This is a genomic window from Bradyrhizobium sp. 142, from assembly GCF_023074015.1.
GTDB lineage: Bacteria > Pseudomonadota > Alphaproteobacteria > Rhizobiales > Xanthobacteraceae > Bradyrhizobium.
This window is the reverse complement of record NZ_JADPKQ010000324.1, coordinates 1-20,629: the sequence shown is the minus strand read 5'-3', so window position 1 is coordinate 20,629 and position 20,629 is coordinate 1. Positions and strand designations below refer to the sequence as shown.

Genomic DNA, 20,629 nt, shown 5'->3' with positions numbered 1-20,629 from the left:
GTCTCCGGTCCCAACTCTGGCCTAAACAACTCCACCGCGCGAGACGACCCGCGCCATCAACCCCTGAGCGGCAGATAGCGATGTCCATTCTCGATTCGATCCAGCGTCAGATCCCGCCGATCCACAAGGAGGGCTATCCCTTCATCGGCGGCTTTGCGCTGGTTAGCCTTCTCCTGTTCTGGCTGTGGTCGCCGCTCGGCTGGATCGGCACCGCGCTCACGGTGTGGTGCGCGCTGTTCTTCCGCGACCCTGTCAGGGTGACGCCGGTGCGCGAGGGGCTCGTGGTGTCGCCTGCCGACGGGCGGGTGTCGATGATCACCATGGCGCTGCCGCCGGCCGAGCTTGGGCTCGGCGACCGGCCGCTGCCGCGCATCTCGGTCTTCATGAGCGTGTTCAACTGCCATGTGAACCGCAGCCCGGTAGCGGGCAGGGTGGATCGCATCGCCTACCGGCCTGGTCTCTTTATCAATGCCGAGCTCGACAAGGCGAGCGAGGACAATGAGCGCAATTCGCTGGTGATCTCGACGCCCACGGCGCGGATCGGCGTGATCCAGATCGCCGGTCTGGTCGCCAAGCGTATCGTCTGCTTCGTCAAGGAAGGGCAGGCGATCGGCGCCGGCGAGCGGTTCGGCCTGATCCGCTTCGGCTCGCGGCTTGACGTCTATCTGCCGATCGGCACCAAGGCGCTGGTCTCGGAAGGGCAGACCGCGATCGCCGGCGAGACCATCCTGGCCGATCTTGCTGGTGACGACCCGAGCCGCGGCTACCGCGCCAATTAACCATTAAGTCGGTGTAACGTCCTTTCGCCGCAATGGCGGAGGGGGACGCGGCTTGCTATATCTCGCCGTGAGGTGAAGACGAGCCAATGACGCCCTATGACTTCAAAGATCCCGACGTGCGCCGCCGGCGGTTCCGCCCGATTCCGGTGCGCATGCTGGTGCCTAACGTCATCACGTTGCTGGCGATCTGCGCCGGGCTGACCTCGATCCGGCTGTCGATCGAGGGGCGGATGTCGCTTGCGGTCTATGCCATCGTGTTCGCCGCCGCGCTCGACGGCATCGACGGCCGCGTCGCGCGCCTGATCAAGGGCCAGTCGAAATTTGGGGCCGAGCTCGACAGCCTCGCCGACTTCGTCAATTTTGGCGTTGCGCCCGGCCTGATGCTGTATTTCTGGCAGTTGCACGAGCTCGGCAATGCCGGCTGGATCGCCGCCATGGTGTTCGCGATCTCCGGCGGCCTGCGGCTGGCGCGCTTCAACGCCACCATGGACGATCCCAACAAGCCGGCCTTCGCCGCCAATTTCTTCACCGGCGTGCCGGCGCCCGCCGGTGCGATCACGGTGCTGCTGCCGATTTATGTCGCATTCCTCGATCTTGGCCGCTGGCCCGCGGCACTGACGGCCGGCTATACGCTGCTGATCGCCTTCCTGATGGTATCGCGCCTGCCGGTGTTCTCCGGCAAGACCAAGCGCATGCGCGTGCCGCCCGAGCTGGTGCTGCCGGCGTTTGTCGCGGTGATCGTCTTCATCGCGATCCTGATCGCCTATCCCTGGCACGTGCTCTCGATCGGCACGGTGCTGTATCTGCTGGGCTTGCCGCTCGGCTACAAATCCTATCGCGACCAGGCGCGCGCCACGGAAGCTGTCGCGCCGCCGGGAGCCGATGTCGCGGCGCCGCCATCATCTTCGGCCCTGACGGCAAGCGCGCCGGAGCCGCTGCACGACGACCGGCCCGATCGGCTGCACTGAGCAGCGACACTCGAGATATCTGCCATGAGGGCGCGCTGAGTTGGGTCGCGCTGAGTTGGGTCAACGCCCGATCTCGGCTATATCCGCCCAGTGCCGGCGGCATCGCACAAACAGCCGCCGCCAATCTGGGAGAGAACGCCGTGACTGATACCGCGACCGGGCCGCTGCCCGCTGCCGTCCTCGAAGCGCTGGGCCGCTATGACACGCCGACGATCTGCAACGCCATGGAGATCGTGGCGCCCGAGCGCCGGCTGATCGGCTATACCACCAAGCAGCTGGTCTGCCCGTTCCCCGACCTGCCGCCGATCGTCGGCTATGCCCGCACGGTTGCGATCCGCTCCGTGCTGAAATCCTCGCTGGCACCGGAAGAGCAGTCCCGGCGCCGCATCGACTATTACGAATATGTTGGCACCGGCCACGGGCCTCGCATCTCGGTGATCCAGGACATCGACGGCCCCGACGTCGGCTACGGCGCGTTCTGGGGCGAGGTGCAGAGCAACGTGCACAAGGCGCTCGGCTGCCTCGGCGTCATCACCGACGGCTCGATCCGCGACATCCCGCAATGGGCGCCTGGTTTCCAGGCGCTCGCCGGCTCGATCGGCCCGTCGCATGCCTGGGTGCATGCCGAGAGCTTCGGCGGCGAGGTGCGCGTTGCCGGCATGACCGTGAAGTCCGACGATCTGATCCACGCCGACCAGCACGGCGCCATCGTGATCCCGCTCGACGTTGCCGCAAAACTTCCCGAGGCGGCCGAGCTATGCGGCCGCCGCGAGACGCCGATCCTGGAGATCGCCCGCAGCCCCGACTTCTCGCTGGAGAAGCTGAAGGCCGCGCTGAAGCGCTCGGCGGAGATCCACTGACGGCGCGACCGGGATGATCTACGGCCGCGACGCCGGTCGTGCGCTGCCCTGTTCCGACAAGAACAGGGCGGCCTGATCCGGCTCGCCGAACATCGCCGCTGCGCATCCGATCAAGGCGAAGCCGCCGGCAAGATCCCACAGCGTGATGTGTTCCGCATTGTCGGGGACGTGAAGCAAGCGCGCTGCGATCACGGCAAAGGCGGCCTCGGCAAAGAGCAGGATGCTGAACGCCGGCAGGACGAGCTCCGGTTGAAGCAGGTGCAGCGCCAGCACCGCGGGAAGCGCTGTGAGCAGGCTGAACAGTGTCACCATTGCGTTGGCTCCGCCATGAGCATGCCGCAGGGCTACAGAATACTGCATGATCCCTCGTCGCGGATGTGGCGCAGGGCCGCAGCGGGAGGCGCGCAATGAAGATGCATGACAAGACCGTCCTGATAACCGGCTCGACTGACGGTGTCGGCCGCTATGTCGCTCGCCGGCTGGCCGAAGACGGTGCAAGGGTTCTGATCCATGGACGCGACGCCGCGCGCGCGAAGACGCTGATCGACGAAATCGCGAAGGCCGGCCACGCCGCGCCGGCCTTCTATCAAGCCGACCTGTCGTCGAGTTCAGGCACGCGCGCGCTCGCCGCGGCCGTGATCCGCGATCACCGGCGTCTCGATGTCTTCGTCAGCAATGCGGGCATCGGTTCGCAGAACGACGGTCCGCAGCGGCAGGTCAGCAGCGACGGTCACGAGCTGCGCTTTGCCGTGAACTATCTTTCGGGCTTCCTGCTCGCCCATCTGTTGCTGCCATTGCTCCAAGCCGCGGCGCCGTCGCGCATCGTCAACGTCGCCTCGCTCGGCCAGCATGCGATCGATTTCGATGATGTCATGATCACGAAGGGCTACAGCGGCTCGCGCGCCTATGCGCAGAGCAAGCTCGCGCAGATCATGTTCACGATGGACCTTGCTGAAGAGCTCAGAGACACCGGCATCACCGTGAACGCGCTGCACCCGGCGACTTACATGAACACCACGATGGTCCGTGCCGGCGGCATCGCGCCGATCTCGACGGTGGAGCAGGGTGGCGCAGCGATCCTGCACCTGGTTCAAGGCGACGACGTCGCGGACAAGAGCGGCCTGTTCTTCAACGGCATGAACGAGGCGCGCGCCAACCCGCAGGCCTATGACGCCGATGCACGCAGGCGCCTGCGCGCGCTCAGCCTGGATCTGACGGGCCTGTCGTCCTAGCGCGGCCCAATCATGGTTAGCAAAGCGTTGAGATTGCTGTCGGCGGCGGGCAAGCCCGGCACATGCGTTGCGCTCGTCCCACGCTGTTCCGACTTAACCTTTACGCGTCTTTAATCGCGGCCCACTAGGGTTTTCGATGCGGTTCGGGGTTGGACTGCGCCATCGGCCAGGACGGCCGTTGTTGCGTCGCGTTGGAGTCTCCCATGGATATCATGACGAGCGTCGGCCTCGTGGTGGGCATTATCGTCATTGCGACGATGATGCTGCTGGGCGGCGATCTTCACATGTTCATCTCCGAACATGCCATGATCATCATCTTCGGCGGCTCGACCGCAGCGACCATGATCCGCTTTCCGCTCTCGACGCTGATACATGGCCTGCCGCTCGGCGCCAAGTTTGCCTTCACGATGAGCCGTCTGTCGGCGCACGATCTCGTCGACGAGCTCGCCCGCATCGCCGAGATCGCCCGCAAGCAGGGCCCGGTGGGCCTGGAGAAGGTCGAAACCGACGAGCCGTTCCTGGCCAAGGGCATCCGCTTTGTCGCCGACGGCTACGACCTCGATTTCATCCGCGACAATCTCGAGCGCGACCGCGACAACTTCCTCATGCACCTGGACGAGGGCAGCAAGATCTACCGCGCCATCGGCGACTGCGCCCCGGCCTTTGGCATGGTCGGCACGCTGATCGGCATGGTGCAGATGTTCGCCAACATGACCGATCCGTCCAAGCTCGGTCCGTTCATGGCCACCGCGCTGCTCGCGACGCTGTACGGCGCGCTGGTCGCGAACCTGTTCTGCATACCGATCGCCGACAAGCTGCACGGCAAGCTCCTGGACGAAGAGACCAACCGTACGCTGATCATCGACGGCATCCTGATGATCCGCGACTCCAAGAGCCCGACGCTGGTGCGCGAAATGCTGCTGGCCTATTTGCCCGAAAAACACCGCCACGCCGAAGGCGAGCCGGTTCCGGCGTAGCGCCGGACGCCGGGGGCTGACCGATGGCCAAGAAGAAGCGTGGCGATTCACACGGAGGCGGTCACGGCTGGTTCGTGACCTTCGCCGATCTGATGGGCCTGATGATGAGCTTCTTCGTGATGCTCGTCGCGTTCTCCACGCAGGATGCCAACAAGCTGAAGGTGGTCGCAGGGTCGATGCGCGATGCTTTCGGCGTGCAGACCGAGGCGCGCTACGCCGGCATTGTCGAGTCCGACGGCCTACCGACCCGGCCGCGGCTGAAAAACGTCGATCACATCCAGCCCGAAGACGCCTCCAACACGCCGACGCCGGACCAGGAGGATCGCGACCGCACCTCGGGTGCGAAGATCAAGGTCGACCGCAACTTCGCGCTGGCCGCCGCCTCGCTGCGCCAGGCCTTGCAGGACATGCCTGAACTGACCGAGATGTCCAAGCACATCATGTTCGAGGAGACCAAGCAGGGCCTCAACCTCGAGATCGTCGACCAGGATGGTCGCTCGATGTTTGCCGACGGCTCAAAGGTGCCCTACGACCGCACCCGCCGCCTGATCGAGAAGCTCGCGATTCCGCTCAAGGCGACGCCGCTGCGCGTCTCCATCGCCGGCCACACCGCGGCTGGCTTCGTACCGGCCCGCGGCGATTACGGCGCCTTCGACCTGTCGGCCGATCGTGCCAATGCCGTGCGCCAGATCCTCGAGCGCGAGGGCTTGCCGCCGTCGCACATCTTCGCTGTCACGGGCAAATCGGATGCGCAGCCGCTGTTTCCGGACGATCCTTCGCTCGCGGCTAACCGGCGGGTGACCATCACCCTGATGCGCGAGGATCCGCCGCTGCCGCCGAATTTGAAGCCCTAGGGCGTTTTCCAGCGAAGGCGACCGGTTCGCGCCAAGCAAAAGCGTCAAAAAAAGGAATCGAGAGACGTTCCGATACGACGGGACGAAAACGCTCCCGGGGCACTTGCGCTACCATTTTACCTGAGGCATGTCGTCGCTATGGCAATGAACGTGGCCGCGCCGTCACAGCATCCGCCGCAGTGCCTGCTATGGTGGTGGGCCAATTGACAGGCGCGCCGGAAGCGTCAAAAGCGCCGGATCGATTCCAGTGACGAAGCGTTCTCCAGCCTCATGACGGCGAGCATCACATCGACCGAGACCCAGGAAGGGCCGGTCACCTCGGGTTTTTGGTCCCTCACGCTTGGGAGCATCGGCGTCGTCTTCGGTGACATCGGGACCTCGCCGCTCTACGCGTTTCACGAGGCGGTCAGGGGCGCGGCCCATGGCGAGCCGGTGTCGCGCGTCATCGTGCTCGGCGTGCTCTCGCTGATCCTCTGGGCGCTCTTTGTCGTCGTCACCGCCAAATACGTCCTGTTGCTGCTGCGCGCCGACAACAACGGGGAAGGCGGGACGCTCTCCCTCATGGCGCTCGGCCAGCGCGCGCTGGGGCGGCGGAGCTGGTTCCTGATGGCGCTCGGCGTGGTTGGCGCCTCCATGTTCATCGGCGATTCCATGATCACGCCGGCGATCTCGGTGCTGTCGGCGGTCGAAGGTCTCAAGCTCGCCACGCCTGCCTTCGAGCATTACGTGGTGCCGCTCACCGTTCTCATCCTGGTGCTGCTGTTCGCGGTCCAGAGCAAGGGCACGGCGCTGGTGGCGTCCGCCTTCGGGCCGGTCATGGTGGTCTGGTTTATCTGTCTGGCGGTGATGGGCATGGTCCACATCGCCGACGATCCCTCGGTGCTCGCGGCTATCAATCCCTATTACGCGGTACAGTTCCTGCTCTCGCACGGCACGATCGGCCTGGTGACGCTGGGCGCCGTATTCCTGGCGGTGACCGGCGGCGAGGCGCTCTATGCTGATCTCGGCCATTTCGGCCGCAAGCCGATCCAGTCGGCCTGGATGTTCCTCGTGCTGCCCTCGCTGCTAATCAACTATTTCGGACAGGGCGCGCTGGTGCTGTCCGATCCCAGCGCGATCGAACACTCCTTCTATCGCATGGTGCCCGAGTATCTGGTGCTGCCGCTGGTCGGGCTTGCGACCGCGGCCACCGTGATCGCCAGCCAGGCGGTGATCACCGGCGCTTATTCGCTGGTCTATCAGGCGGTGCAGCTCGGCCTCTTGCCGCGCTTTGAGGTGCGCTACACCTCCGAAACCCATGCAGGCCAGATCTATCTGCCGCGCGTGAACCGGCTGCTCCTGATCGGCGTGATGTTGCTGGTGCTGTTGTTCCGCACCCCGAGCAACCTTGCCTCGGCGTACGGCATCGCGGTCTCCACCACCATGGTTGCCGACGGCATCATGGGATTCATCGTGATCTGGAAATTGTGGAACTGGCGCGCTGCGACGGCCGCGGTCGTGATCTTGCCGTTCGTCGTGGTCGACATGACCTTCTTCAGCGCCAATCTGTTGAAGCTGCTCGAAGGCGCCTGGGTGCCGCTGTTGTTTGGCGCGACGATGGCGGCGACGATCTGGACCTGGCGTAGGGGCTCGGGAATCCTGACCCAGAAAACCCGCCGGATCGAGGTGCCGCTCGACGATCTGCTCCGGAGCCTGGAGAAGCGACCACCGCACGTCGTCAAGGGCACGGCGGTGTTCCTGACCAGCGATCCCGCCTTCGTACCCACCGCATTGTTGCACAATCTCAAGCACAACAAGGTGCTGCACGAGCACAACGTGGTCTTGACCATCGAGACTGCGCATACGCCGCGAGTCGACCTGGCGGAGCGTTTCCGGATGGAGAAGATCAGCGACAAGTTCTTCAAGGTCCGCCTGCGCTTTGGCTACATGGAGCAGCCGAACGTTCCCAAGGCGCTCGCGATCGCGCGCAAGCAGGGCTGGCAGTTCGACATCATGTCGACCTCGTTCTTCGTGTCGCGCCGCTCACTGAAGGCCTCGGCGCAGTCCGGCATGCCGCTGTGGCAGGACCACCTGTTCATCGCGCTGAGCCGGTCCGCCAACGATGCCACCGACTATTTCCAGATTCCCACCGGACGGGTGGTTGAAGTCGGGACCCAAGTCACCATTTGAACGCGATCGACTGCGTCATGCAGATTTGCATGGCTAAGGCCCAGAATCGGGCTAGGCTATGCCCTTAGCGCAGGGCTATAAGCCGCGCGCTCTTCCGCCATTGTGCAGTGAAGCATTTTAGAGGCCACCAGGCTCTCCCATGACAAGTGACGTAGCGATTTCCGCCCCTGAAGCGGCGGCGGCCAATGGGCATGGCGACACCCACACCACCGCCGGATTCGGTGCGCTGACGCTCGGCAGCATCGGCGTCGTCTATGGCGATATCGGCACCAGCCCGCTCTACGCGTTCCGCGAAGCGGTGATGGCGGCCTCAGGGGCGGAGGGGGTGCCGACGCCGGCTGCTGTGCTCGGCGTGCTCTCGCTGATCCTGTGGGCGCTCGTCGTCGTGGTGACGCTCAAATACGTCGTGATCCTGCTCCGCGCCGACAATAATGGCGAGGGCGGCACGCTGGCCCTGATGGCGCTGGCCCAGCGCGCGGTCGGCACCGGCGGGGCCACCATCGTCCTGCTCGGCATCATCTCCGGCGCGCTATTCTACGGCGACGCCGTGATCACGCCGGCGCTCTCGGTGCTGTCGGCGATCGAGGGCATGAAGGACGTCACGCTGCGGTTCGAGCCTTACATCGTGCCGCTGACTGTGGTGATCCTGGTCTGCCTGTTCGCCGTGCAATCGCGCGGCACGGCCCGGGTCGCGGCGTTTTTTGGTCCGATCATGTGCGTCTGGTTCGCGGTGATCGCAGCGGCGGCGATCCATCCGATCATCCAGCAGCCGCAGGTGCTGTTCGCGCTGAACCCGCTCTATGCCGTGTCGTTCATGCTCCACCACGGCGTCATCGGCTTCGTGACGCTGGGCGCGGTGTTCCTGGCCGTCACGGGCGCCGAGGCGCTCTATGCCGACCTCGGCCATTTCGGCAAGCGGCCGATCCAGATCGCCTGGCTGTTCATCGTGCTACCGTCGCTGGCGCTGAACTATCTGGGGCAGGGGGCTCTCGTCCTCAGCGATCCCGAAGCTATCGTGAGCCCGTTCTTCCAGCTCTTCCCGCAAGGTTTTGTTCGCGGCAGCATGGTCGTTCTCGCCACGGCCGCCACGGTGATTGCGAGCCAGGCGGTCATTACCGGCGCCTATTCGCTGACGCGCCAGGCGATTCAGCTCGGGCTGTTGCCGCGGTTTGAAATTCGCCATACGTCTGAAGCCCATTCCGGCCAGATCTTCATCCCGCGCATCAACCAGCTGCTGTTGATTGCGGTGGTGCTTCTGGTGCTGCTATTCCGGTCCTCCAGCGCGCTCGCCTCCGCCTACGGCATCTCCGTCACCGGCACCATGGTGGTCACGGCGATGATGGGCTTTGTCGTGATCTGGAAGGTCTGGAAGTGGTCGCCATTCGCTGCCGCCGCGCTGATCGTCCCGTTCCTGTTCCTCGATTTGACCTTCCTGGCCGCGAACCTGCTCAAGGTGTTCGAGGGCGGCTGGGTGCCGCTCGCGCTCGGCGCGCTCATGATCCTGCTGATGTACACGTGGCGGCGCGGCAGCCGGCTGCTGTTCGAGAAATCGCGCAAGCTGGAATTCCCGCTCGCCGACCTCGTGGCAATGCTGGAGAAGCGGCCGCCGCAACGCGTGCCCGGCACCGCCGTGTTCCTGACCAGCGACCCCCTCAGTGCGCCGACCGCGCTGATGCATAGTCTGAAACACTACAAGGTGCTGCACGAGAAGAACGTCATTCTCACCATCGAGACCGCGCAGACGCCGCGGATCGATCCGGCCGAGCGCGTCAAGCTCGAGCAGATCAGCCCGACCTTCTCCAAGGTGACGCTCAAGTTCGGCTTCATGGAATCGCCCAACGTGCCGAAGGCGCTGGCGATCGCCCGCAAGCTCGGCTGGCAGTTCGACATCATGTCGACGTCGTTCTTCCTGTCGCGCCGGGCGCTCAAGCCCGCGGTCCATTCCGGCATGCCGCGCTGGCAGGACCGGCTGTTCATCTCGCTCAGCCGCTCGGCGAACGATGCCACCGACTATTTCCAGATCCCCAGCGGCCGCGTGGTTGAGGTGGGCACGCAGGTGACGATCTAGCGGTGTCCCGAAAGCGACGCTTCAAGTCGCTGCGATTTAGCTTTAACTTGCAACGCATCGCTCAAGCCTTTGTAGCGCTTGATTTTCGTGAGCCGAGAGGCGAGGTTGCCGCCGGCCGGCATCGCTCCGGCGCGAGCTAGAATGTTGGAGGATGATGTGGCAAACCAGGTACAGGATCTGACCCCGGACGAGGTCTCCAAGGGTGTCGCGGAAGGGCGCTACCTGCTTGTCGACGTTCGCGAGCCGAACGAGGTCGAAGCCGAGGCCTATCCCTACGGTGTCGTGGTTCCGCTCTCGACCTTCGACCCGAAGGCGATCCCCGATCCGCAAGGCAAGGACGTCGTGTTCGCCTGCCGCTCCGGCAAGCGTTCGGTGACGGCCTCGCTCGCGGCACAGGCGGCGGGCCTGCCTTACGACAAGCATCTGGCCGGCGGCATGCTGGGCTGGAAGGCGGCTGGTCTTCCCAGCAAGGTCGGTGGCTGACCCGGCCGATGTCCAAAAGCTTGTCCCTGAACAAGGTCTTCGCGGATCTTCCCGTCACCATCTTCGAGGCGATGTCGCAGGCCGCGCGCGACAATGCCGCCATCAATCTCGGCCAGGGCTTTCCTGACGATCCGGGTCCGGAGGACATCCGCCGCGCTGCGGCCGACGCCTCGCTGAACGGCTACAACCAGTATCCGTCGATGATGGGCCTGCCGGAGCTGCGCCAGGCGATCGCGACCCATTACGGCCACTGGCACGACCTCGAGCTCGACCCGATGAGCGAGGTGATGGTGACCTCGGGCGGCACCGAGGCCCTGACCTCGGCCATCCTGGCGGTGGTCCAGCCCGGCGACGAGGTGGTCTGCTTTCAGCCGGTCTATGATTCCTACCTGCCGATCATCCGCCAGGCTGGCGGCATTCCGCGCCTGGTGCGGCTCGAGCCGCCGGGCTGGCGGCTGAACGATGACATGCTGAAAAGCGTCTTCAATTCAAAGACCAAGGCGGTGCTCTTCAACAATCCCTTGAACCCATCCGCGGTGGTCTATCCGCGCGAGGACCTCGAACTCCTGGCGCGCTACTGCCAGGAGTTCGACGTCATCGCGATCTGCGACGAGGTCTGGGAGCACGTCACTTTCGACGAGCACAAGCACATCCCGCTGATCACCATCCCCGGCATGCGCGAGCGCACCATCAAGGTCGGCTCGGCCGGCAAGATCTTCTCGCTGACGGGCTGGAAGATCGGCTTCGTCTGCGCCGCGCCCCCGCTGCTGCGCGTCGCCGCCAAGGTGCACCAGTTCCTGACCTTCACGACCGCGCCGAACCTGCAGGCCGCCGTCGCCTACGGCCTCGGCAAGCCGGACGAGTATTTCCGGTCGATGCGCAAGGACCTGACCCGGAGCAGGGATCGCCTGACCAAGGGCCTCGAGAGCCTCGGCTTCCCAGTGTTGAAGTCGCAGGGCACCTACTTCCTGACGGTCGACCTGTCGCCGCTCGGGCTCAACGAGAGCGATGCCGAATTCTGCTGGCGCATCGTCAGGGATTACAAGGTGGCGGCGATCCCGGTCTCGGCCTTCTACGAGCAGGATCCGGTGACCTCGGTGGTCCGCTTCTGCTTTGCCAAGAAGGACGAGACGCTCGACACCGCGTTGGAGCGTCTGTCGGACGCGGTGCGCCGGCGCAAGGGGTAGATGAAGATGACGAACGTCAGCCGCCTCGGTGTTTTCCTTGGTCTTGCGACCGCCGCGGCGCTGACGCTGCTCTCGCAAGGGGCCGCCGCCGAGGAGCGCGTCGTCAACTTCTACAACTGGTCCAACTACATGGCGCCGGACGTCCTTGAGGCCTTCACCAAGGAGACCGGCATCAAGGTGGTCTACGACACCTTCGATGCCAACGAGACCCTGGAGACGCGCCTGATGGCCGGCAGATCCGGCTACGACGTCGTGGTGCCCACCGCCTATTTCCTGCAGCGCCAGATCAAGGCCAACATCTTCCAGAAGCTCGACACGTCGAAGCTGCCGAATTTGGCCAATGCCTGGCCCGTGGTGACGCAGCGCCTTGCGACCTACGATCCCGGCAATGTCTACGCCGCCAACTACATGTGGGGCACGACAGGCATCGGCTACAACGTCGCCAAGGTAAAGGCGATCCTCGGGCCGGACGCGAGGATCGACAGCTGGGATCTCGTCTTCAAGCCGGAGAACCTGGCAAAATTCAAAGACTGCGGCGTCCACATGCTCGATTCCGCCGATGATATGTTTCCGGCAGCGCTGAGCTGGCTCGGGCTCGATCCGAACTCGACCAAGCAGGCCGACCTGGAGAAAGCCGCTGACGTCGTGACCAAGGTCCGCCCCTACGTGCGCAAGTTTCACTCGTCCGAATATCTCAGCGCGCTTGCCACTGGCGAGATCTGCCTCGTGGTCGGCTGGTCCGGCGACATCATGCAGGCCCGCGCCCGTGCCGCGGAAGCCAAAGGCGGCATCGAGATCGGCTACGCGATCCCGAAGGAGGGCGCGCAGATGTTCTTCGACAATCTCGCGATTCCGGCGGATGCCCGGAACGTCAAAGAAGCCTACGAGCTGATCAACTATCTCTACCGTCCCGATGTCGCCGCCAAGAACTCGGACTTTTTGTCCTACGCCAACGGCAATCTCGCCAGCCAGAAGCTGGTGGATCCGAAGATATTGAACGACAAAAACATCTATCCGGACAACGCCACGCTCGCAAAGCTGTTCGTCATCACGGCGCGTGAGCCGGCGACGCAGAGGGTGATCAATCGGTTGTGGACCAAGGTGAAGACGGGAAGGTGAGGCGCGGGCGCCGCTTCAGAACCCGACGCGCAGCCCGCACGGACGCTGACCACGTTGGATTTGTCCGACAGCGCGAGGTATTCGGCGGCGGCGAACAAGCTGACGTTGCGGCTGCGCCCCCGTCATTGCGAGCGAAGCGAAGCAATCCAGAATCTTTCCGCGGACACAGCCTGGATTGCTTCGCTTCGCTCGCAATGACGGGGTAAATTACCGCCATCTCCGATGCAGCCACAGCCACTGCTCCGGATGCTCGCGAACCCAGCCTTCCACCACGCTCGTGATCGCCTGGGTCGTGCCCTGGATGTCGATCTTGCCGTCGGCATCGCGTACCGGCTTGACCTCCTCGGTCAGCTCCCCGCGGAAGCGGCCGCCGGGCAGGCGGATGATGCGGACGCCGTGGATGGGGCATTCGACCTGGCGCAAGAGGCGCGCCAGCATCGGGTTGGCGCGGGTCTTGCGGCCGAAGAAGGTGACTTCGACGCCGCCGGTCAGATACTGGTCGATCAGCATGGCGACGTGCTTGCCGTCCTTGAGCGCCTGCGCGAGCCGAAGCGGCGCGTCGCGCCCCGCCGGGATCAGCGTGCCCATTTTTACCTGGCGCATCTCCTGGATGATGCGGTCGGCGGATGCGATGTTCGGCCGGCGATAGAGGATCGCGGTGTCCAGCCCATGCGCCACGGCGGCGAGCGCTGGCAATTCCCAATTGGCCAGATGCGCGGCGAAGATCAGCGCAGGCTTGCCGTCGTCCTTGATCTGGTCGAACAATTCGACGCTGCGCTTGGGCAATTCGATCCGGCTGTTCTCGGGATGGTCGCGGTCGTAATCCCAGACGTGGTCCATATGGGCGAATTCGGCGCCGACGCGGCCGAGATTGTCCCAGACGCCCATCAGGATGGTTTCGATCTCCTCCGGTGACTTTTCCGGAAACGCGGCGCTGAGGTTGGCGCGGCCGATCCGGTGCTCGCGCAGGCGCGGGCCGATCATCCTCGTGACGCGCGAGAAGAAATCCGAGGTCTTGGCCGGGTCGAAATAGCGCGTGGTGCGCAGCATGCCGACGGTGGCAGCCCCGATCAGACTTCCGCCGATTGATTTGGCAGCCTCCCGCGCGCGGGCCTTGATGCTCGCAGGTAACAACGCCATGCGACCGGTCAGGCCGGTTCGCGGGTCAGGATCAGCGAGGCGTTCTGGCCGCCGAAGCCGAACGAGTTCGACATCACCGCGGTGACGCGGGCGTCGCGCGCCGTGTTGGCGACGACGTCGAACAGGATCGTGGGATCCGGAGTCTCGTAGTTGATAGTGGGCGGAATGCGCTGATGCTCCAGGGTGAGCAGCGAGAAGATCGCCTCCACCGCGCCGGCGGCCGAGATGGTGTGGCCGACCATCGACTTGTTCGAGGTGACCGGAATCTTCTGCACGAGCTCACCGAACACGGCCGATGTCGTGTTGAATTCCATCTTGTCGTTTTCGGGCGTCGCGGTGCCGTGCGCGTTGATATGGTCGATCTGGCCCGGCTCCATGCCGGCATCGGCCAGCGTCTTCTTCATGCAGCCGATGATCGGCTTGCCGTCGGGGGACGAGCGGGTGCGATGGAAGGAATCGGTGAGCTCGCCGCAGCCGGCAATCACACCGAGGATCTTTGCGCAGCGCGCGGTTGCGGCTTCGTAGCTTTCGAGCACGAGGGCACCGGCGCCTTCGGCCATGACAAAACCGTCACGGTTCTTGGAGAAGGGACGGGAAGCAGCTTGCGGCGGCTCGTTCTGGGTCGACAGCGCCGAGAGCAGCGAGAAGCGCACCAATGCTTCAGGGTTCACAGTGCCGTCGGTTGCTACGCACAGCGCGGCATCGGTCTCGCCGCGGCGGATCGCCTCGACGCCGAGCTGGATCGAGGTCGCGCCCGAGGCGCAGGCGGTCGAGAGCGAGATCGGCGAGCCCTTGGTGCCGAAGGCTTCGGCGAGGTGGGCGGCCACCGAGCCGAACATGAAGCGGTGATGATAGGCGGTGAACTTGCCGCCGCCGGAGATGCGCAGGAGATCATCGTAGTTGAAGTCGAGCTTGCCGACGACGCGGCCGAGTTCGCGGCGCTGCGGCCATTCGACCTCGACCGGCGCAACTGCCAGGAACAGCGGGCCCGGGAAATCGCCCTTGGCGCCGATGCCGGCCTGGTCGAGCGCTTCCTGCGTGACCAGCTCGGCCATCCGCTCGGACAGCGCGGTGGAAGAGAACGGATCGACACTGACGAAGTCGACGGTGCCGGCCATGGTGGTCCTCAGCCCGTCGACCGGAAAGCGCGTGATGGTGCGGATGCCGGATTCGCCGGCAACGAGCTTCGACCAATTGTCGGCCTTGCCGGCGCCGAGCGAGGTCATGATGCCCATGCCGGTGACGACGACGACGGGGCGGCCGAGTTTGTCGCGTGGTGCAGTCATGTATCCCCGCTCGCGTTAGCTAATCGCTTCGACCAGCGCCATGCCTTCGCCGCGCCAGTGTCCGGCTCCCACCACCACGATCTGGGTGGGGGCGCCCTGCATTTCAATCTCGGTCCCGGTCGAATCGTTCGGCGGAAACAGCGCGCCGCGCGAGATCGACAGCGCAGCGAGCGCCAACCCCAGCGGGAATTGCGTCTCCATGGTGTGGCCGAACATCGTGCCGGTCGAGCGCACCGGAAAGTCGGTATGGCGCTTCAGAAATCCGCGTTCTTCGGACGTGGCCGGCTCCGCGCCGGTTGCACCCGTGATGATCGCGCCCTTGCCCTCGCGCTTGGGCAGTTGCGCCCACAGCTTCTCGAGCGTCGCGGCCATGTCGCCGGGTTGCTTGCGCCGGGCGAGATCGGCGACGACGCTCGCGAGCTTGGCGAACGGTTTTGCGCCGCGCGCTTCGGCGTGAGCCTTGGATTCCAGCACCAGGAACGCGCCGGCCGAGCCAAGCGCGAAGCCGGCGTGGTCCTTGCGTGCCCAGACGGGCGCGAACTTGTCCTTCAAGTTGAAGTCGCCGAATTCGTAAAGGACCAGGAGGTCCTTGCGCTCGCCATTATGCGAGCCGCCGACCAGCGCAATGTCACTCTCGCCCGAGGCGATCCGCGCCAGCGCGATGCGCGCGGCATCGGCGCCCGCGACCTCTTCGCCCATGAAGGTGCGCGAGGTGCCGCCGAGTCCGTGCACGATGGCGATGTTGCCGGCAAGCAGGTTGGAGAGCTGGGCCAAAAATAGCGTCGGCCGTAGATCGCTCATCAGCCGCTCGTTGAGGAAGCCGGGCGCATTGGCGCCCTTGGCCTCGGCCGTGAGCACGCCGGTATCGACATTGAGATCGCGCTCGCCGCCGCCGGCGGCGACCACCATGTCGATCTTCGACAGAATGTCCTTATTGCCCTTGATCCCTGCGGAATCCAGCGCCAGCCCCGCGGCATAGGTGCCGATGCGCTGCCAGGCCTCCATCTGCCGCTGGTCACCCTTCTTCGGGATCTGGCTGTCGAAGCTGACCGGCATCAGCGGATGCACGACGTAGGGCGCAAAGCCGCTCTCGTCGACATTGATGCGTTTGTCCTGGAGCGCTGCCCAGTTGGCGTCCAGCCCTTCGCCGAGCGAGGTGGCAAGGCCAATGCCGGTGATCCAGACTTCGGTCTGGCCGGGCTTTGGAGCGGGAGTGTCGGTCATGGCGATACGGCCTGTTGCGGAAAGCCGACGCGCTTGGCGATCGCGTCCATGTGGGAGCGCATATCCGCGTTGGGGAAAGGGATCAGAGTGAAGGTGAGGGTCGAATTCGCGCGCAGCTTGCCGCCGACCCTGATTTTGGCTTCGGTCATGGCGTAGCCCGAACCCTCGTGGACGAGGCTTGCCTCGATGCTCATGAGCTCGCCGGGGAGGACCGAGCCGCGCACCTTGGCTTCTTTCACGGCAGCGAGGATCGGCATGCGCTCGAACTTCAGCACGCCAAGCAGGAGCCAGCCCGAGGCCTGCGCCATCGATTCGATCAGGAGCACGCCGGGCATCAGCGGATAACCCGGGAAGTGCCCTTCGAAGACGGTGCTCTCCTTTGGGACCTGCGCTTCGACAGCGATCTTCTTCTCGTCGACGTTGAGGCCGACGATGCGATCGATCATGTGGAAGTATTCGAGTTGCATGACCGCGCGCTTAGGCGCTCGTGCCCTTGGCCGCAACCAGTTCGTCGATGCGAGCGCAAAGATTCTTCAGCACGAAATACTGCTCCGTGGTCGCCTTGCCATCGTTGACCTCCTGGGTCCACTTTTCCAGCGGCAGCTTGATGCCAAACTGCTTGTCGATCGCGAACGCGATGTCCAGGAAATCGAGGCTGTCGATGCCGAGGTCATCGATGGCATGGCTATCCGGCGTGATCGTGTCGCGAGGGATGTCGCAGGTTTCAGCGATGATCGTAGCGACCTGATCGAATGTGGAGGACATCACTAAGCCTTTGATATATTGTAGGTATTTGAAGATGTTCCAGAGCGGAACGGTGGGTGGGCATCGCGCCCCGAGTGACGCCCTCAAATCCCCCTCTGGCCGGGTCGAAAGCCCGTATATCGGAGCGCCGCCCCGAGTTCAATGGAGCGGGGCGAGACCGGGGACAGCCTGGGGATGCCTGTTATCGGGGCTGCGAAGCGAGTCGTCGGGGCGGGGGTATGCCTAGATATGCGGCGTCGTGATCTTGACGCAGTCGCGCCGGCCCATCAACACGCAATCCTGGGTCCGGCGCAAGTCGGCGATGCTGACTGCGAGCCAGATCCCGATTGCAGTCAGCGCGATGGTGAAGGCGAGCGCGGCGATGTTGGCGAGCATGCGGCGACGGAAATCGTCCTGCTCCGCGCGGGGCTGCTCGTAGCGCGACAGGTCGAGCGGCTCGGGTGTCGCGTGCAGCGGCTGCACCGTTCCGCCGCCCCGCCGGATTGGCGTGGGGGATGCCGTGCGCGGCCTGAACTGGAGCACCCGGTGCTCCTCGTCCGAGGTTATGGGCCGCTGGGTCTTCATGGCGCGGGGATCACTCCGAAGCAGCGATTTTTAGATAGCACACGTCACACAGGCGTTGCAGAAAATCTTCTCAACGCGCACGTGCATTGCGGTTTCACACTATCTTGAACTTGCAGGTGACGCCGCGATGGGATCGCGGAATGGGTCGCGTCATGGTGTCATCGGCGGGTTGCGTTGCAACAACAGGCGCCGCGGAATATGCGCGTCCGGTCGGCGAACATTCGCGGGCCGCTCGGATTTTGCGGTCGCAGCGCTCATGCCATAATCCGCGAAATCGGGACCGCCTGTCGCAATCATTTGAGGAGCCCTTCGACCATGACCAATATGCGCGAGCCGAGAGTGCATCCGGTGCCAATCCTGTCGCTCCGGCCGACGCAGATGACGGTCGGCATGCGCGAGGTCAAGGAGAAGCGCCAACGCTGGCGCGAGCATGGCAAGAAGAAGCAGTCCGAACTGCTCGGCACCCACATGATCCCGGTCGTGCACGGCCCCGACGAGCGCTATTACGTGATCGACCATCATCATCTCGGCCGCGCGCTGCACGACGAGGGCATCAAGGAGGTGCTGGTGACGGTGGTCGGCGACCTCAGGATGGTCGAGCGCGAGGCGTTCTGGGGCGTGATGGACAACAAGCGCTGGGTCTATCCTTACGACGCCAAGGGCGAGCGGCGGCCGTTCCGCGACCTGCCGAAATCGGTCACCGATCTCAAGGACGATCCGTTCCGCAGCCTTGCCGGCGAACTCCGCCGCATGGGCGGCTTCGCCAAGGACACCACGCCCTTCTCCGAATTCCTGTGGGCCGACTATCTGCGCCGCAAGCTGCCGCGCAAAGCGGTCGACGCCAACTTCGACAAGGCGCTCGAGAAGGCGATGTCGGCTGCCAAGAGTAAGGATGCGATCTATCTGCCCGGCTGGTGCGGACCCGCGCAGGACGACTAGGGTCGTTGCCGGCGTCATCGCGCGCTGCTCGTTTTCAAGCAGCTGCGTCGCGATCGATCTTCCGTAGGCGCACGAAGGCGGCCCAGGCCCGCGGATATTCCTTGTCCGTCGGATCAATCGCAAGCAGCGCGCGGCATGCTTCCTTGATCTCCTCAGGCGAAGGACGCTTGGTCGGGATCCCGGATGATTTCGCTTCCTCCCAGCGAGCCTCGATATCTCTCGCGAAAGCCAGGGCCTCAGCGCTCGTGCGCTTCTGCGTCGATTTCGCCAGCGCATGGCCCGACGGGAACGTTGGCCATGCGGCTGGCGGCTGGTCGACTCGCCACGTCAGTTCGTCTCGCTGGGGAGCCTCCACGGCCGAACTTGAATGCTGCGCTGCTGGCGCCCATCCTGTCCCTGCCGAGACTGCCGAACCTGATGAGGCGGCCGATCTCGGCGCGACTGCTGAACTTGGCGCGACTGCCGCTGTCTGTCCGGCCAGCTGGCCAAGCTGTTGTTCCATTGTCCCGCCGCTGGACTTGGGGATGATTTTTTCGACAGTCTTGATCATCGACAGCGCGCCCGGCGATATCAGCGTCTTCTGGTCGGCAATTTTATCGTCGGCCGCGGTTGGGCAGGGCTTGTATGCAGAGCGCTGCGATGTGATCCGGCCGTCGTCGTCGATACGGGCAAAATCGATCGCGACAGTGTAAACGAAGGCGGTCTCGACATACTGCCTCTCTTTATCCATCGCCTTCACGGAGCCGCACACGTATCTTGCTTGGTCTGCTTCGACCGTTCGCAGGCCGTTGAAGTGAGCTGAATTCGACGCAATGAGAACACGTGAAACGGCGGCCCGCGCCTTGCCATGCTCCGATTCCAACATGCTCCATATTTCGTCGGCGTTGATGACGTCGGGCTGATAGTTCCATGCGTATCCGGCCGCGAAGAACGTTGCGCCAACGCAGGTCGCGATAACAAGTGCTCGCACGTTCATGAGACGGCCCCCTGCAGGCATGACTCATCCGCGTCTCCGGTGACGGAAACTGCGCAAGTTGTGCCGAAACGTTTGTGCTAGTTAAGGGCGAGTTTCTTAATAAAACGTGTGCGATTGCGAAAGACTAGAGTTCCCGTCAAACGGGAACCCGCCCGCCGGCGTTGCCGGCGGCTCCCTTACTTTCGCGCTCGAGGCGGTCGGTCATTTCTTCGGCAGGCGTCCCATCAGATAGAACTCGTCGTTCGGCCGCATGCCGGTGAAATTCGCCAGCCGGTTCGATAGCGCGAAGAAGGCGGAGATTGCGGCGATGTCCCAGATGTCGTCGTCGCTGAAGCCGTGCGGCTCAAGCGTAGCAAAATCCTGCTCCGAGATCCGCTGTGCATCCGCTGAGACCTTCATCGCGAAATCGAGCATCGCCTGCTGCCGCGGCGTGATGTCGGCCTTGCGGTAGTTCACCGCGACCTGGTCGGCGATCAGCGGGTTTTTGGCGCGGATGCGCAGGATCGCACCGTGCGCGATCACGCAATACTGGCATTGATTGGCTGCCGAGGTCGCGACCACGATCATCTCGCGCTCGGCCTTAGTGAGGCCGCCGTCCTTCTCCATCAGCGCGTCGTGATAGGCAAAGAATGCGCGGAATTCGTCGGGACGGTAGGCCAGCGTCAAAAACACGTTTGGCACGAAACCGCTCTTCTCCTGCACCGCAAGAAGCCGCGTGCGGATGTCCTCCGGCAGCGTGTCGAGGGCGGGGGCGGGGAAGCGTTGCGTGGCGGGCTTTGTCATGGGCATGTTTTCCGGATTGCAGCCGGCAAACATAGTCGATGCGGGCGGCCTGCTCAACGTGCCCGCTACAAGGCCAAATTGAAGAAACGGCACCGTGGCCCTTGACCCGTCATTGCGAGCGCAGCGAAGCAATCCAGCGTCTGCCCCCGGAGGGATTCTGGATTGCTTGTGCGCCAGGCAAGCTGGCGCGGTCCAACCGGTGGAAGTCCGGTCCGGGTAAGCCGTAGCGGGCGCCCGGTAGTGAGTGTTGCGGTGT

At 64.3% G+C, this 20,629-nt stretch carries 20 protein-coding genes and 1 pseudogene; 12 read left to right on the top strand and 9 right to left on the bottom strand.

What is annotated here, in order from left to right:
- Positions 1 to 53: 53 nt before the first annotated feature.
- The 3 genes and pseudogenes from IVA82_RS30065 to IVA82_RS30055 all read left to right on the top strand — a co-directional run.
- Positions 54 to 779 (top strand): annotated as a pseudogene (locus tag IVA82_RS30065) (phosphatidylserine decarboxylase); the annotation flags it as partial.
- Positions 780 to 865: 86 nt separating this feature from the next.
- Positions 866 to 1,747 carry a phosphatidylcholine/phosphatidylserine synthase gene (locus tag IVA82_RS30060; RefSeq protein ID WP_247383331.1) on the top strand — a complete coding sequence of 294 codons (882 nt, stop codon included), beginning with the start codon at positions 866 to 868 and terminating at the stop codon, positions 1,745 to 1,747.
- A gap of 140 nt (positions 1,748 to 1,887) precedes the next feature.
- Positions 1,888 to 2,607 carry an RraA family protein gene (locus IVA82_RS30055; protein ID WP_247383330.1) on the top strand — a complete coding sequence of 240 codons (720 nt, stop codon included), beginning with the start codon at positions 1,888 to 1,890 and terminating at the stop codon, positions 2,605 to 2,607.
- Positions 2,608 to 2,625: 18 nt separating this feature from the next.
- On the opposite strand, the gene IVA82_RS30050 is transcribed toward IVA82_RS30055, so the two are convergent.
- Positions 2,626 to 2,919 (bottom strand): hypothetical protein, encoded by a 294-nt coding sequence (locus tag IVA82_RS30050; protein ID WP_247383329.1) that lies wholly within the window; start codon positions 2,917 to 2,919, stop codon positions 2,626 to 2,628.
- 95 nt (positions 2,920 to 3,014) lie between these two features.
- Here IVA82_RS30050 and IVA82_RS30045 point away from each other — a divergent pair, with 95 nt between their 5' ends.
- The 8 genes from IVA82_RS30045 to IVA82_RS30010 all read left to right on the top strand — a co-directional run bounded on the left by IVA82_RS30045 (position 3,015) and on the right by IVA82_RS30010 (position 12,696).
- Entirely contained in the window at positions 3,015 to 3,839 is an 825-nt protein-coding gene (locus IVA82_RS30045; RefSeq protein WP_247383328.1) for an SDR family NAD(P)-dependent oxidoreductase, read from the top strand.
- 203 nt (positions 3,840 to 4,042) lie between these two features.
- Complete coding sequence (locus IVA82_RS30040; protein WP_148743198.1) at positions 4,043 to 4,816, top strand: MotA/TolQ/ExbB proton channel family protein; 774 nt, start codon at positions 4,043 to 4,045, stop codon at positions 4,814 to 4,816.
- A 23-nt stretch (positions 4,817 to 4,839) separates the two neighbouring features.
- Positions 4,840 to 5,670 (top strand): flagellar motor protein MotB, encoded by an 831-nt coding sequence (locus IVA82_RS30035; RefSeq protein ID WP_247383327.1) that lies wholly within the window; start codon positions 4,840 to 4,842, stop codon positions 5,668 to 5,670.
- Between the two features lie 270 nt (positions 5,671 to 5,940).
- Positions 5,941 to 7,839, top strand: a complete 1,899-nt coding sequence (locus IVA82_RS30030) for a potassium transporter Kup (protein ID WP_247383326.1) — start codon at positions 5,941 to 5,943, stop codon at positions 7,837 to 7,839.
- A gap of 139 nt (positions 7,840 to 7,978) precedes the next feature.
- Complete coding sequence (locus IVA82_RS30025; protein WP_247383325.1) at positions 7,979 to 9,907, top strand: potassium transporter Kup; 1,929 nt, start codon at positions 7,979 to 7,981, stop codon at positions 9,905 to 9,907.
- Between the two features lie 156 nt (positions 9,908 to 10,063).
- Complete coding sequence (locus tag IVA82_RS30020) at positions 10,064 to 10,390, top strand: rhodanese-like domain-containing protein (RefSeq protein WP_026202463.1); 327 nt, start codon at positions 10,064 to 10,066, stop codon at positions 10,388 to 10,390.
- Between the two features lie 8 nt (positions 10,391 to 10,398).
- On the top strand, positions 10,399 to 11,577 hold the full coding sequence (locus tag IVA82_RS30015) for an aminotransferase (protein WP_247383324.1): 1,179 nt from the start codon (positions 10,399 to 10,401) through the stop codon (positions 11,575 to 11,577).
- 6 nt (positions 11,578 to 11,583) lie between these two features.
- Positions 11,584 to 12,696, top strand: a complete 1,113-nt coding sequence (locus tag IVA82_RS30010; protein WP_247383376.1) for a polyamine ABC transporter substrate-binding protein — start codon at positions 11,584 to 11,586, stop codon at positions 12,694 to 12,696.
- Positions 12,697 to 12,903: 207 nt separating this feature from the next.
- Here IVA82_RS30010 and IVA82_RS30005 read toward each other — a convergent pair whose 3' ends face one another.
- From IVA82_RS30005 to IVA82_RS29980, 6 genes are all read right to left on the bottom strand, one after another.
- On the bottom strand, positions 12,904 to 13,836 hold the full coding sequence (locus IVA82_RS30005) for a lipid A biosynthesis lauroyl acyltransferase (RefSeq protein ID WP_247383323.1): 933 nt from the start codon (positions 13,834 to 13,836) through the stop codon (positions 12,904 to 12,906).
- Positions 13,837 to 13,844: 8 nt separating this feature from the next.
- Positions 13,845 to 15,122, bottom strand: a complete 1,278-nt coding sequence (locus IVA82_RS30000) for a beta-ketoacyl-ACP synthase (RefSeq protein ID WP_247383322.1) — start codon at positions 15,120 to 15,122, stop codon at positions 13,845 to 13,847.
- Positions 15,123 to 15,137: 15 nt separating this feature from the next.
- On the bottom strand, positions 15,138 to 16,346 hold the full coding sequence (locus tag IVA82_RS29995; protein WP_247383321.1) for a beta-ketoacyl-ACP synthase: 1,209 nt from the start codon (positions 16,344 to 16,346) through the stop codon (positions 15,138 to 15,140).
- The gene (locus IVA82_RS29990; protein WP_247383319.1) at positions 16,343 to 16,813 is read right to left on the bottom strand and encodes a 3-hydroxyacyl-ACP dehydratase FabZ family protein; all 471 of its coding nucleotides are present in this window, start codon (positions 16,811 to 16,813) and stop codon (positions 16,343 to 16,345) included. Before IVA82_RS29990 ends, IVA82_RS29995 begins: the two co-directional genes overlap by 4 nt.
- A gap of 10 nt (positions 16,814 to 16,823) precedes the next feature.
- The gene (locus tag IVA82_RS29985) at positions 16,824 to 17,111 is read right to left on the bottom strand and encodes an acyl carrier protein (protein WP_063700473.1); all 288 of its coding nucleotides are present in this window, start codon (positions 17,109 to 17,111) and stop codon (positions 16,824 to 16,826) included.
- Positions 17,112 to 17,333: 222 nt separating this feature from the next.
- A complete protein-coding gene (locus tag IVA82_RS29980) occupies positions 17,334 to 17,675 on the bottom strand; it encodes a hypothetical protein (RefSeq protein WP_148743207.1) in 342 nt (113 codons plus the stop codon).
- Between the two features lie 315 nt (positions 17,676 to 17,990).
- Between IVA82_RS29980 and IVA82_RS29975 the strand changes: the two genes are divergently transcribed.
- Positions 17,991 to 18,614, top strand: coding sequence for a ParB-like protein (locus IVA82_RS29975; RefSeq protein WP_247383318.1), 624 nt, complete (start codon positions 17,991 to 17,993; stop codon positions 18,612 to 18,614).
- A 34-nt stretch (positions 18,615 to 18,648) separates the two neighbouring features.
- Here IVA82_RS29975 and IVA82_RS29970 read toward each other — a convergent pair whose 3' ends face one another.
- Positions 18,649 to 19,590: a hypothetical protein gene (locus IVA82_RS29970; RefSeq protein ID WP_247383317.1), complete on the bottom strand. Its 942-nt coding sequence runs from the start codon at positions 19,588 to 19,590 to the stop codon at positions 18,649 to 18,651.
- A gap of 201 nt (positions 19,591 to 19,791) precedes the next feature.
- A complete protein-coding gene (locus IVA82_RS29965) occupies positions 19,792 to 20,373 on the bottom strand; it encodes a peroxidase-related enzyme (protein ID WP_247383316.1) in 582 nt (193 codons plus the stop codon).
- Between the last annotated feature and the right edge of the window lie 256 nt (positions 20,374 to 20,629).